Origin of the sequence: Bacillus thuringiensis, from assembly GCF_001182785.1 — a bacterium.
GTDB lineage: Bacteria > Bacillota > Bacilli > Bacillales > Bacillaceae_G > Bacillus_A > Bacillus_A thuringiensis_S.
This window is the reverse complement of sequence record NZ_CP012099.1, coordinates 3,555,447-3,568,781: the sequence shown is the minus strand read 5'-3', so window position 1 is coordinate 3,568,781 and position 13,335 is coordinate 3,555,447. Positions and strand designations below refer to the sequence as shown.

Here is a 13,335-nt window from a genome sequence, read left to right as displayed (position 1 = left end):
GAGGAGGATTCGACATGAAGCAATCAATCAATATTCAAGATCAGTTTTTAAATCAACTCCGTAAAGAAAATACGTTTGTTACGCTGTACTTATTAAATGGTTTCCAGCTTCGTGGACTAATTAAAGGATTTGATAATTTTACAGTCCTACTGGAAACAGAAGGTAAGCAACAGCTTATTTATAAACATGCAATTTCTACATTTGTACCACAAAAAAATGTTTCCATTGAATTAGAATAGTAATAAATTATTGTACATAACAAAAAAAGAGCGAGTTTGAACTGCACCCCAATTGTTAGACACAGTCTAACAATTGGAGGTGCAGTTTTTCTATGGCTAAATTTACAGCTGATGAAAAAATACAAATCGTTCTACGTTATTTGAACGGAAATGAAAGTTATCGAGAACTGGGTAGATCGCTCGGTATAAGTGACACAATCATTTTGAATTGGGTAAACCAATATAAACAGAATGGTCTGGAAGCTTTTCTAAAACGATGTACAAATTACACACAACAATTTAAACTAGACGTACTAAACTTTATGATTGAAAACGGTATGTCCTTATTTGAGACGGCAGCTATCTTTAATATTCCTGCCCCTTCAACGATTTCTGTTTGGAAAAAACAGCTCGAAACACAAGGAATTGATGCCCTTCAATCTAAGAAAAAGGGGCGTCCATCCATGAAAAAAGATTCAAATAAACAATTAAAACAACCTTTAGCTGAAGGGTCAGTCGAAGCACTTGAAGCACGCATTAAACAGCTTGAGATGGAAAATGAGTACTTAAAAAAGTTAAATGCCTTAGTTCAAAACAAGGAAAAATCACAAAACAAGACAAAGCGCAAGTAGTCTATGAATTAAGGCATAAATATTCGGTCAAAGCACTCGTGGAGCTAGCTACTATTCCTCGAAGCACGTATTATGATTTAGTAAAGAAAATGAATCGTCCAGATGTAGATGCCGATTTGAAAGCTGAGATTAAAGCGATTTATGAGGAAAATGAAGGTCGTTATGGTTACCGTCGCATTCGTGATGAATTAACGAATCGTGGCCAGAAAGTGAACCACAAGAAGGTTCAGCGCATTATGAAAGAGCTTGGGTTAAAGTGTGTTGTGCGTATGAAGAAATATAAATCCTATAAAGGAAAAGTCGGTAGAATTGCACCTAATATTTTAGAGCGTAATTTTCATACAGATGCACCGAATCAAAAGTGGGTAACAGACATCACAGAGTTTAAATTGTTTGGAGAAAAACTGTATGTATCACCTGTATTAGATTTGTATAATGGTGAAATTATTACCTATACAATTGGTTCTAGACCGACGTATTCGCTTGTTTCAGACATGTTAGAGAAAGCATTGGAACGTTTACCCGAAACCCACCAGCTACTGATGCATTCGGATCAAGGATGGCATTATCAAATGAGACAGTACGTCCGGACACTTGAATCAAGAGCTATCGTCCAGAGTATGTCTCGAAAAGGAAACTGTTACGACAACGCAGTAATAGAAAATTTCTTTGGGATTATGAAGTCGGAGTTCCTCTACATAAAAGAATTTGAAAATGTAGAGCACTTTAAAATAGAATTAGAAAAATATATAGATTATTATAATACGAAACGGATTAAGGCAAAATTAAAAATGAGCCCGGTACAATACCGGACTCACTTTTATCAAGCTGCCTAATGAAATAACCGTGTCTAACTTTTAGGGGTCACTTCAGTTTCTCGCTCTTTTTTTATTTGTCATAAACAATATATAGTGAAATTTAAGCGATTCTAAATACAGTAAGGCGGATGTTAGTATTTCCTGTCGCAGGGATCGTAATCTCATTAAGAGTAGATTGGACAGAAATTCTTGCACCAGCTGCTAATGTTTCAATTGTAGTAAATGAAAGTGAGTCGCCTATTAAATTTGAAGAGAAGTTATCAGTTGCGACAGCTCCATTAATTGAAATTCCTACTCCAAGTGGAGCGCATCCTGGCGCAGTTGTAGAAATGGATACGCTAATTACATAAATGCCACCGTTGATAACAGTAACTGTATCTGTGCCGTTGAAGATAATATTGTTTACGTTAATTGCAGTACTAAAAATAAAGTTATTAAATTGCAGTACTGTTTGCTGAATATTGTTTGTTACAACAATTGTTGCTACAGGGAAGCTAGGTCCAGTTGGCCCAGTAGGTCCGGTAGGTCCACCAGAAGGTCCAGTAGGTCCAGTAACTCCTATACCAGTAGAGCCGGTAGCACCCGTTGGTCCTTGAATGCCTTGAGGTCCAGTGGCACCAGTAGCGCCGGTAGCACCTGTGTTACCTTGAACACCCTGAGGTCCAGTAGCGCCGGTAGCACCCGTGTTACCTTGAGCACCTTGAGGTCCAGTAGCACCAGTATTGCCTTGAGGTCCCTGAGGTCCAGTAGCACCCGTGTTGCCTTGAACACCCTGAGGTCCAGTAGCGCCGGTAGCACCTGTGTTACCTTGAACACCCTGAGGTCCAGTAGCGCCGGTAGCACCTGTGTTACCTTGAACACCTTGAGGTCCAGTGGCACCCGTGTTGCCTTGAACACCCTGAGGTCCAGTAGCACCCGTAGCACCTGTGTTGCCTTGAACACCTTGAGGTCCAGTAGCACCCGTAGCACCTGTGTTGCCTTGAACACCTTGAGGTCCAGTAGCACCTGTGTTACCTTGAACGCCCTGAGGTCCAGTAGCACCGGTAGCGCCAGTAGCACCCGTGTTACCTCGAGCACCTTGAGGTCCGGTAGCACCCGTGTTACCTTGGACACCCTGAGGTCCAGTAGCGCCGGTAGCACCTGTGTTACCTTGAACACCTTGAGGTCCAGTAGCGCCGGTAGCGCCAGTAGCACCCGTAGCACCCGTGTTACCTCGAACACCTTGAGGTCCGGTAGCACCCGTGTTACCTTGAACGCCTTGAGGTCCAGTGGCACCAGTAGTGCCGGTAGCACCCGTGTTACCTTGAACGCCTTGAGGTCCGGTAGCGCCAGTAGCACCCGTGTTACCTTGAACGCCTTGAGGTCCGGTAGCGCCAGTAGCACCCGTGTTACCTTGAACGCCTTGAGGTCCGGTAGCGCCAGTAGCACCCGTGTTACCTTGAACGCCTTGAGGTCCGGTAGCGCCAGTAGCACCCGTGTTACCTTGAACACCTTGAGGTCCAGTGGCACCAGTAGCACCCGTGTTACCTTGAACACCTTGAGGTCCAGTGGCACCAGTAGCACCCGTGTTACCTTGAACACCTTGAGGTCCAGTAGCACCTGTGTTACCTTGAGCACCTTGAGGTCCAGTGGCACCAGTAGCACCCGTGTTACCTCGAGCACCTTGAGGTCCAGTAGCACCTGTGTTACCTTGAACACCTTGAGGTCCAGTGGCACCAGTAGCACCCGTGTTACCTTGAGGTCCAGTGGCACCAGTAGCACCCGTGTTACCTTGAGGCCCTTGAGGTCCGGTAGCACCTGTGTTACCTTGAGGTCCCTGAGGTCCAGTAGCGCCGGTAGCACCAGTAGCACCCGTGTTACCTCGAGCACCTTGAGGTCCAGTGGCACCAGTAGCACCCGTGTTACCTTGAGCGCCCTGAGGTCCGGTAGCGCCGGTAGCACCCGTGTTACCTTGAACGCCTTGAGGTCCGGTAGCGCCGGTAGCGCCAGTAGCACCCGTGTTACCTTGAACACCTTGAGGTCCAGTGGCACCAGTAGCACCCGTGTTACCTTGAGGTCCCTGAGATCCAGTAGCGCCGGTAGCACCTGTGTTACCTTGAACGCCTTGAGGTCCAGTAGCACCCGTGTTACCTTGAGTACCCTGAGGTCCGGTAGCGCCGGTAGCACCCGTGTTACCTTGAACGCCTTGAGGTCCGGTAGCGCCGGTAGCGCCAGTAGCACCCGTGTTACCTTGAACACCTTGAGGTCCAGTGGCACCAGTAGCACCCGTGTTACCTTGAGGTCCCTGAGGTCCGGTAGCGCCGGTAGCACCTGTGTTACCTCGAGCACCTTGAGGTCCAGTGGCACCAGTAGCACCCGTGTTACCTTGAGGTCCCTGAGGTCCGGTAGCGCCAGTAGCACCCGTGTTACCTTGAACGCCTTGAGGTCCGGTAGCGCCGGTAGCGCCAGTAGCACCCGTGTTACCTTGAACACCTTGAGGTCCAGTAGGTCCAGTAGGCCCACCAGAAGGTCCGGTAGGTCCAGTAACTCCTATGCCAGTGGCACCAGTATTACCTTGAACGCCTTGAGGTCCAGTAGCGCCCGTGTTACCTTGAGGTCCCTGAGATCCAGTAGCGCCGGTAGCACCTGTGTTACCTTGAACGCCTTGAGGTCCAGTAGCACCCGTGTTACCTTGAGCACCCTGAGGTCCGGTAGCGCCGGTAGCACCCGTGTTACCTTGAACGCCTTGAGGTCCAGTAGCGCCTGTGTTGCCTTGAGGCCCTTGAGGTCCAGTAGCACCTGTGTTACCTTGAACGCCTTGAGGTCCAGTAGCACCTGTGTTGCCTTGAGGCCCTTGAGGTCCGGTAGCGCCGGTAGCACCTGTGTTACCTTGAACGCCTTGAGGTCCAGTAGCGCCCGTGTTACCTTGAGGTCCCTGAGGTCCGGTAGCGCCGGTAGCACCTGTGTTACCTTGAACGCCTTGAGGTCCAGTAGCGCCCGTGTTACCTTGAACGCCTTGAGGTCCAGTAGCACCCGTGTTACCTTGAGCACCTTGAGGTCCAGTAGCACCCGTGTTACCTTGAGGTCCCTGAGAGCCAGTAGCGCCGGTAGCGCCAGTGCTACCTCGAGGACCAGTGGCACCAGTAGCGCCTGCTGGTCCAGTAGGTCCGGTAGGTCCTTGAATGAACGAAGCAGAATTAACTAGAGCAGTTTGTAATGCTGCTATTAATTTAAGAAGCTCTTGAAGTGTGCAAGGGTCAATTCGGAATAATTTTGTAATGTATAGTAAATAGTTAATGAGATTTTGAAGCTCAATAAATACAGCGCTTGCTACAAAGGTTGGATTTCTTAATATAGTTATTAAGTTTTTAATAATAGCTAACCCTTGTGCTTTCAGGGAGGAAGTCGCGTCTAGTGAACAAATAAATTTACTTAGTAGGTTCAATGTATCGATTAGATCTTCAATATTTTGGGGAGATGGATTTGCGAAAAGTTTTGGGATTATTTTTGTTAAATCAATAATAATCGCACGAAATGTTCTAAGTTGAGCTTTAGTAATTGGGATTGATGGAGTATTTGGGATTCGTCCGGCGCTACTTGGAAAGCATGGTTTGGAGAATTTGTTTTGACTGTCGTTATAACGAGACATTAAATCTCTCCTTTCTCATGAAAATGTGAACGAAACTCATCATAGTAGATGCAGAAATTGGTTAAATGGTCATAGTAAAATCGTTTGTTTAAAGAAAAAATAGAAAAAACGCCTTACAATAAGGCGTTTTTTCTATTTTCTGCGTATTGATAATATCGCTTTAATGAAATTTTTGATTTGAATCCAGCGAGTTTTATAATTTCTGATTCAGGAGTTTCTTTTTTTATTAAGTTTAAAATATAGGTGTTACGAAAATGTTGTCCTGAAATTCCTTTACGTAAATTGGCTCTAGCCACTTCGAGGCGAATCATTTTTTGTATAGCAATTTCCGTCAATGCCTTTGGTGCATCATTTTCATATACCCACCTGTATGTTCCGCGGTTAAAATCAAATGCGACAAACAATGAATCGTCACTATGATACTTAGGTCGAACTGGTTCTGGGATACTTTTGTAATAATTATATAGTTGTTTTTTGTCTTCTTTTGCTAATGTAATTGTTCTTTCTACACCTGCGGTTGCTGGGATTGACAATGTGTTAGTTTCAAAGTGAACGTGATGCATTGTTAATGCTGTAAGTTCCTGTAAGGATAAACCGTAGTCGATCAATAGATTTAAAATGGCGATATTGCGATCCATTAATAAAGGGCGCACAGGAAGTTGTTTTTCTGAAAGTCCTTCTAATGAAGTGACTATATACTTTAATCTTTTTTCTTCATCAGGTGAAATGAAATCTTCGTTACGAAGTGTACGGTCTGGTTGAATAGATATTTCCATATTCTTCAATGGATTGGGAATGTTTAGAAAATGATGCATTCTATTTAATACAGTAAATACACGATGCATCGTTTTTTCTGAGTAATGTCGATTCGTTTTCAAATCGGAAAAGTAATCTTCGTAGTCTTTTGTACAAAGTGTAGCCCATATATTACTGGAAGGGAGCTTTTTGTTTTTTTCTAACCAATGTCCGAAGTCTTCAACGTCATAAACATAACGTTTAATAGTTGAGGGTTTTCGGCCTTTATTCAATAAAAAAATAGAAAAGGCTTGTATTGTATCATGGAATTCCGTTGTCTCCATAGTCCCACCACCTTAATTATTTCTTATATTATAGCAAACTTTTCTGAAAATAGGCATTTACAAGGGGACAGGAATAATAATATTTGGTGAGTGGATAAAGTGAAACTATAATCAGTGGGGATTTTGTTCATCCCCTGCTGATTATTAGTTAAACCAATCGGGCATTTACGGGTGGTTATCTCCCGCTTAAATACCGAGCGTTTGCTGAATGTTGAGGTGGGAGTCTTACTGCTCGCAAATAGCGGGATAAAATGAGGTGATTGTATGGAACAATCGATGCGAAAGAAAAACAACAATCAAATTAATATTGTGTTAAACCATCGAAAGAAAATTTCTTTGCCAGCCGCAGAAAATAAAACGGTAATTTCAAATGAAACTACAATTAAACATGAAATGCTGCAGAGAATTGAAGAAGAGATGGGGAAGCTTGTTGGGATGGATGATATAAAAAAGATAATAAAAGAAATATATGCTTGGATTTATGTGAATAAAAAAAGACAAGAGAAGGGATTGAAGTCTGAGAAGCAAGTACTTCATATGCTGTTTAAAGGGAATCCGGGTACAGGGAAGACAACTGTTGCTAGAATGATAGGGAAATTGCTGTTTGAGATGAATATTCTATCGAAAGGCCACTTGGTTGAAGCTGAACGTGCTGATCTTGTAGGAGAGTACATCGGCCATACAGCTCAAAAAACAAGAGATTTAATAAAAAAAGCAATGGGAGGTATTTTGTTTATTGATGAGGCGTATTCTTTAGCTCGAGGAGGAGAGAAGGACTTTGGGAAAGAAGCAATTGATACGCTTGTAAAACATATGGAAGATAAACAACATGGTTTTGTATTGATTTTAGCTGGATATTCAAGAGAGATGAATCACTTTCTTTCATTAAATCCAGGGCTGCAATCTCGTTTTCCATTTATTATTGAATTTGCGGATTACTCGGTAAATCAGCTATTGGAAATTGGGAAGAGAATGTATGAAGATCGTGAATATCAGTTATCAAAAGAAGCTGAATGGAAATTTAGGGATCATTTACATGCGGTGAAGTATTCGTCGCAAATTACATCGTTTAGTAATGGGCGGTATGTACGGAATATTGTTGAAAAATCAATTCGTACACAGGCGATGCGGTTGTTACAAGAAGATGCGTATGATAAAAATGATTTAATTGGAATATCGAGTATGGATTTAATGCTCGAAGAGGAGACGCACAGTACATAAACTGTGCGTCGATTTTTGTGTATAAGTTCGTTTACTCTTTTTTTGCTTTTTCTTGGCGTGCTTTATGGAAGCGTTCCATTTTAGCGCTCTTTTCGTGTGCTGAATTAGGATCGTGTCCAAATTGATTTACTGAGCTTTTTTGAGCTCCTTTATTAACGTGGTTTGTCATTTGTATTCACCTCACTTTAAAAATTAGTATAAACATTATATAAAGAAAAAATCGTTAGAAAAGAAAAACCTCTTTACGATATGTAAAGAGGTTAGATTGCTATTTATGCATTGAACGTTCTTTCGTTTCGATACGTCTGTGCGGTAAATGCCATTTGTAATGAATAGAAACCATGCGGAAGCAAACAATTAAAATGAATAAAATGTAAAGAGCCCAATCGCTAACAATAATTTGAGCGCCAATTAAGAAACCTGCTAAAATCGTCCAAAAGGCATATACTTCAGCTCGAAGAACGAGAGGTTTTCTGCGGGCTAAAAGGTCGCGAATGATACCACCGCCAATACCGGTTAAAACAGCTGCTACGATTGTGGCGCTAATTGGTAAATTTAATTTTTGAGCATATAATGCTCCTTGTACAGCAAATGCTGATAAGCCGATAGCGTCAGTGATATTTTCCCACTTTTTCCAATGTCTAATTAATTTATTTGGAAAAAGAAAAATAATAGTCATTGATAAAAGTGCGATTTGGAATAACATGTCTTGTTGCCAAAACGCGACAATCGGATAACCGATTAATAAATTACGAAGGGCACCTCCCCCAAATGCGGTTGCCATTCCTAAAATATACACCCCGAAAATATCATAATCCTCTTCCATTGCAACAATGGCTCCGCTTAGTGCGAAAGCGATTGTGCCTATGATGCTAAAAATCTCCCATGCCATGAATTTTCTCCCCCGCTAACTAGATGAAATGTGCTTCCTCTGCTATTATATTAGAAGGTTTAAATTTCGAAAAGGATGAGTGAACATATTTGATGGAAGAAAAAGAAAAAGTCATACTAGTAGGCTGTCAATTGCCACAAGATGATGATGAAAAATTTATGCATTCCATGAAAGAGCTTGCATCACTAGCGAAGACTGCACGAGCAGAATTGTTAGTTTCAACAACGCAAAAACGACCAAAGTTTCATCCGGCAACTTACATAGGTAAAGGGAAATTAGAAGAGCTTACAATGTTAACTGAAGAATTAGAGCCGGATGTTATTGTATTTAATAATGAATTAACGCCGAGTCAAATTCGGAATTTATCCTCAGTATTAGATGCGAGAGTAATTGATCGAACGCAACTAATACTAGATATTTTTGCGCAACGTGCGAAGTCGAGGGAAGGTAAGCTTCAAGTAGAATTAGCTCAGTTGCAATATACAATGCCACGTCTTATGGGGCAAGGGTTGTCCTTATCGCGTCTTGGTGGTGGTATTGGAACGAGAGGACCGGGTGAGACGAAACTTGAGACGGATCGTCGTCATATTCGATCGCGTATTGATGAAATAAAGAAACAACTTGCAGTTGTTGTGGAACATCGAAAAAGATATCGTGAGAGAAGAAAAGATAATAAAGTATTTCAAGTTTCATTAATAGGGTATACAAATGCAGGGAAATCGACACTGTTTAATAGATTAACGGAAGCTAATACGTTTGAAGAAAACCTTCTGTTTGCAACACTAGACCCAACGACGAGGACGATGCCGTTACCTTCTGGTTATACAGTATTACTAACTGATACTGTTGGTTTTATACAAGATTTACCCACTTCATTAATCGCTGCTTTTCGTTCAACACTGGAAGAAGCGGGGGAAGCAGATGTTATTTTACATGTAGTTGATTCTGCGGATCCTAACTACATAGGGCATGAAAAAACAGTAAAACGATTATTATCAGAACTTGAAATTAATCATATTCCTATTATTACGTTATATAATAAAAAAGATGAATTACATCAAAACTTTATTCCGTTTCCGAAAAGTGATTTCTTAATGACTAGTGCTTTTGAAGAAAGTGATTTATTGCGTATAAAAGAAGCGATAGAAATGAAAATGAAGAAAGAAATGGATCGTTATCGAGTGGAAATCCCTCCGAGTGAAGGTAAGTTATTAACGCTTTTAAAGACGGAAACGCTATTAGCAAAGATGGAGTTTCTGGAAGATAAATTTGTATATGATTGTGCAGGGTATATTTTTACTCATTCATCGCTTAATGTGCAATTAAAGAGATTTTTAGTGGAAGAAGGAGAAAATAAAAATGTTTGATCGTTTGAAAAATGGAGAAAAAATTGCTCCAATCGTAAAAGAAGTAGAGAGTCAGATTACAGAAGTACATAAACGTGCGGATGAAGTAATTGAAAGTAATCAGTTTCGTGTATTAGAAAGTTTTCGTAAACATAAAATTAGTGACTCGCATTTTATCCCGACGACAGGTTATGGTTATGATGATATTGGCCGTGATACGTTAGAAAAAGTGTATGCTGATGTATTTGGGGCGGAAGCTGGACTTGTTCGTCCGCAAATTATTTCAGGTACTCACGCTATCTCTACAGCGTTATTTGGTATTTTACGCCCAGGAGATGAGTTATTGTATATCACTGGGAAACCGTATGATACGTTAGAGGAAATCGTTGGTGTGCGTGGGAAAGGTGTAGGTTCATTTAAAGAATATAATATTGGTTACAATGCAGTTCCACTAACTGAAGCTGGGCTTGTTGATTTTGAAGCTGTTGCAGCAGCGATTCATAGTAATACGAAAATGATCGGTATTCAGCGCTCGAAGGGTTATGCTACTCGTCCATCGTTTACTATTTCTCAAATTAAAGAGATGATCGCGTTTGTTAAAGAAATTAAACCTGATGTTGTTGTGTTTGTAGATAACTGTTATGGCGAGTTTATTGAAGAGCAAGAGCCGTGTCATGTTGGTGCGGATTTAATGGCGGGTTCGCTTATTAAAAACCCAGGCGGGGGAATTGTAAAAACTGGTGGCTACATTGTCGGCAAAGAACAGTATGTTGAAGCGTGTGCATATCGTTTAACATCTCCGGGAATTGGTGCCGAAGCTGGAGCGTCTTTATACAGTCTGCAAGAAATGTATCAAGGTTTCTTCTTAGCGCCACATGTTGCGGGGCAAGCGCTAAAAGGTGCGATTTTTACAGCAGCCTTTTTAGAAAAGTTAGGAATGAATACGTCACCAGCGTGGAATGCACCAAGAACAGACTTAATTCAATCTGTTCAATTTGATGATAAAGACCGTATGGTTGCCTTCTGTCAAGCAATTCAATATGCATCTCCAATTAATTCGCATTTTACTCCGTATGCAAACTATATGCCGGGTTATGAAGATGATGTGATTATGGCTGCGGGAACGTTTATTCAAGGTGCAAGTATTGAATTGTCTGCTGATGGTCCAATTAGACCGCCATATGTTGCGTATGTTCAAGGTGGCTTAACGTATTCGCATGTTAAAATTGCGATTTGTTCTGCGATTGATGAATTGATTGAAAAGAATTTATTAACAATTTCTTAAAGGAAAGCTGTCGATTTCGGCAGCTTTTTTCGTATAAAAGTAATGATTTGTGAGATTAGAAAAAAGAATGAAAAAATTTATAAAAAAATCATGTAAGAAAAGCTAACATCTATTGACACTAAACATAACATGGTATAAAATGAGAAACAGTTAAGGCGAAGGAGGAACTGAAAAATGAAAGAAGATAGACGTTCTGCCCCGCTGTTTCCTATTGGTATTGTTATGGATTTAACACAATTGTCTGCACGTCAAATTCGCTACTATGAAGAGCATAATCTTGTTTCTCCAACCCGTACGAAGGGGAATCGTAGATTATTTTCATTTAACGATGTAGATAAGTTGTTAGAAATTAAAGATTTGTTAGATCAAGGCTTGAATATGGCTGGTATTAAACAAGTGTTACTAATGAAAGAAAATCAAACAGAAGCAGTGAAAGTAAAAGAAGAAACGAAAGAAATTTCAAAAACTGAGCTTCGCAAAATACTTCGAGATGAACTACAACATACAGGTAGATTCAATCGAACTTCATTGCGACAAGGTGACATTTCAAGATTTTTTCACTAAAGATAACTGATTCTGAAGGCGATTAGAGGGACTAAGGAGGAATTTATAATGTCTAGATACACAAAAGAAGATATTTTCCGTTTGGCGAAAGAAGAGAATGTAAAGTATATCCGTTTACAATTTACGGACCTTTTAGGGGTAATTAAAAACGTAGAGATTCCAGTGAGACAATTAACGAAAGCTCTTGATAACAAAATGATGTTTGATGGATCTTCGATTGAAGGTTTCGTACGTATTGAAGAATCTGATATGTATTTATATCCTGATTTAGACACTTGGGTAATTTTCCCTTGGACAGCTGAAAAAGGTAAAGTAGCTCGACTAATCTGTGATATTTACAATGCAGATGGCACTCCATTTGATGGAGACCCACGTAACAACTTAAAACGTGTGTTAAAAGAAATGGAAGATTTAGGATTTTCAGACTTCAATCTTGGACCAGAGCCAGAATTCTTCCTATTTAAGGTTGATGAAAAAGGAAATCCAACATTAGAATTAAACGATAACGGTGGATACTTCGACCTTGCGCCGATGGATCTAGGGGAAAACTGTCGTCGTGATATCGTTCTTGAACTTGAAGAAATGGGATTTGAAATTGAAGCATCTCACCATGAGGTTGCTCCAGGGCAGCACGAAATTGACTTTAAATATGCAAATGCAATTCGTTCATGTGATGACATTCAAACATTCAAACTTGTTGTAAAAACAATTGCTCGTAAACATGGTTTACACGCAACGTTTATGCCAAAACCACTATACGGTGTGAACGGTTCAGGTATGCACTGTAACTTATCATTATTTAAAAATGGTGAGAACGTATTCTTTGATGCAAACGGTGACTTACAACTAAGTGATGATGCTCGTCACTTCATCGCAGGTATTTTAAAACATGCACCAGCATTTACAGCGATAGCAAACCCAACTGTAAACTCATACAAACGTCTAGTACCTGGATATGAAGCACCTTGTTACGTAGCATGGTCTGCACAAAACCGTAGCCCGTTAGTACGTATCCCTGCATCTCGTGGTATTAGTACACGCGTAGAAGTACGTAGTGTTGACCCGGCTGCAAACCCATATTTAGTAATGGCTACATTATTAGCTGCAGGTCTTGATGGAATTAAAAACAAATTAACTCCACCAGCTGCAGTAGATCGTAACATCTATGTAATGACAAAAGAAGAGCGCGAAGAAGCGGGTATCGTTGACTTACCAGCAACATTAGCGCAAGCATTAGTTACATTACAGTCTAATGAAGTAGTATGTGGTGCACTAGGAGAACACTTACTTGAGCACTTCATCGAAGCGAAAGAGATTGAGTGGGATATCTTTAGAACACAAGTTCACCAATGGGAACGCGATCAATATATGTCTCTATACTAGGAGGCTTGAACCCTTGATACAACTCGTATCAAGGGTTTTTCAATTCCCTATTATTACACTTCAATGTGGCTGTAAAATGAAAAACAGCCACATAAAAGCCAATAATTAATAACAAGTAGTGATATCACAGAAGAACATTATCAGATAAACGTAAGTTTTATATAATTTGTGAAATGAAAAGCCTTGATACTACGGTATCAGGGCTTTTTTTAGTGAAGTTATTGGATAAATTAACTACTAGATAATGAATTGTTTTTGGTTTCTTAAAT

Annotated in this window: 11 protein-coding genes; 7 read left to right on the top strand and 4 right to left on the bottom strand. The window is 40.7% G+C overall.

The genetic code is table 11. The annotated features are described in order from the left end of the window. The first annotated feature begins 14 nt into the window (after positions 1-14). Both hfq and AC241_RS33140 read left to right on the top strand, forming a co-directional pair. Positions 15-239 (top strand): RNA chaperone Hfq, encoded by a 225-nt coding sequence (gene hfq / locus AC241_RS18290; protein WP_000813896.1) that lies wholly within the window; start codon positions 15-17, stop codon positions 237-239. Between the two features lie 92 nt (positions 240-331). After that, positions 332-1,686, top strand: a protein-coding gene (locus AC241_RS33140; RefSeq protein ID WP_098630116.1) for an IS3 family transposase whose coding sequence is annotated in 2 segments (ribosomal slippage) — positions 332-785 and positions 785-1,686 — 1,356 coding nt in all. Because the reading frame shifts where the segments join, the coding sequence is not laid out codon by codon here. An 82-nt stretch (positions 1,687-1,768) separates the two neighbouring features. Here AC241_RS33140 and AC241_RS18275 read toward each other — a convergent pair. Both AC241_RS18275 and AC241_RS18270 read right to left on the bottom strand, forming a co-directional pair. Beyond that, entirely contained in the window at positions 1,769-5,296 is a 3,528-nt protein-coding gene (locus AC241_RS18275; RefSeq protein WP_050844434.1) for a Gly-Xaa-Xaa repeat protein, read from the bottom strand. 113 nt (positions 5,297-5,409) lie between these two features. Beyond that, positions 5,410-6,375 carry a tyrosine-type recombinase/integrase gene (locus tag AC241_RS18270; RefSeq protein ID WP_000450330.1) on the bottom strand — a complete coding sequence of 322 codons (966 nt, stop codon included), beginning with the start codon at positions 6,373-6,375 and terminating at the stop codon, positions 5,410-5,412. 264 nt (positions 6,376-6,639) lie between these two features. Between AC241_RS18270 and spoVK the strand changes: the two genes are divergently transcribed. Then, positions 6,640-7,596 carry a stage V sporulation protein K gene (gene spoVK / locus AC241_RS18265; protein WP_016080607.1) on the top strand — a complete coding sequence of 319 codons (957 nt, stop codon included), beginning with the start codon at positions 6,640-6,642 and terminating at the stop codon, positions 7,594-7,596. A 31-nt stretch (positions 7,597-7,627) separates the two neighbouring features. On the opposite strand, the gene AC241_RS34850 is transcribed toward spoVK, so the two are convergent. Then, entirely contained in the window at positions 7,628-7,765 is a 138-nt protein-coding gene (locus AC241_RS34850) for a hypothetical protein (protein WP_016080608.1), read from the bottom strand. A gap of 99 nt (positions 7,766-7,864) precedes the next feature. Next, positions 7,865-8,488: a trimeric intracellular cation channel family protein gene (locus AC241_RS18255; protein ID WP_000312267.1), complete on the bottom strand. Its 624-nt coding sequence runs from the start codon at positions 8,486-8,488 to the stop codon at positions 7,865-7,867. Positions 8,489-8,580: 92 nt separating this feature from the next. Here AC241_RS18255 and hflX point away from each other — a divergent pair, with 92 nt between their 5' ends. From hflX to glnA, 4 genes are all read left to right on the top strand, one after another. Further along, the gene (gene hflX, locus AC241_RS18250) at positions 8,581-9,855 is read left to right on the top strand and encodes a GTPase HflX (protein ID WP_050844433.1); all 1,275 of its coding nucleotides are present in this window, start codon (positions 8,581-8,583) and stop codon (positions 9,853-9,855) included. Further along, on the top strand, positions 9,848-11,119 hold the full coding sequence (locus AC241_RS18245; protein ID WP_016080610.1) for a methionine gamma-lyase family protein: 1,272 nt from the start codon (positions 9,848-9,850) through the stop codon (positions 11,117-11,119). Before hflX ends, AC241_RS18245 begins: the two co-directional genes overlap by 8 nt. Before the next feature lie 174 nt (positions 11,120-11,293). Then, positions 11,294-11,683, top strand: coding sequence for a transcriptional repressor GlnR (gene glnR / locus AC241_RS18240; RefSeq protein ID WP_000656783.1), 390 nt, complete (start codon positions 11,294-11,296; stop codon positions 11,681-11,683). 48 nt (positions 11,684-11,731) lie between these two features. After that, complete coding sequence (gene glnA, locus AC241_RS18235; protein ID WP_043936459.1) at positions 11,732-13,066, top strand: type I glutamate--ammonia ligase; 1,335 nt, start codon at positions 11,732-11,734, stop codon at positions 13,064-13,066. Positions 13,067-13,335: the final 269 nt, after the last annotated feature.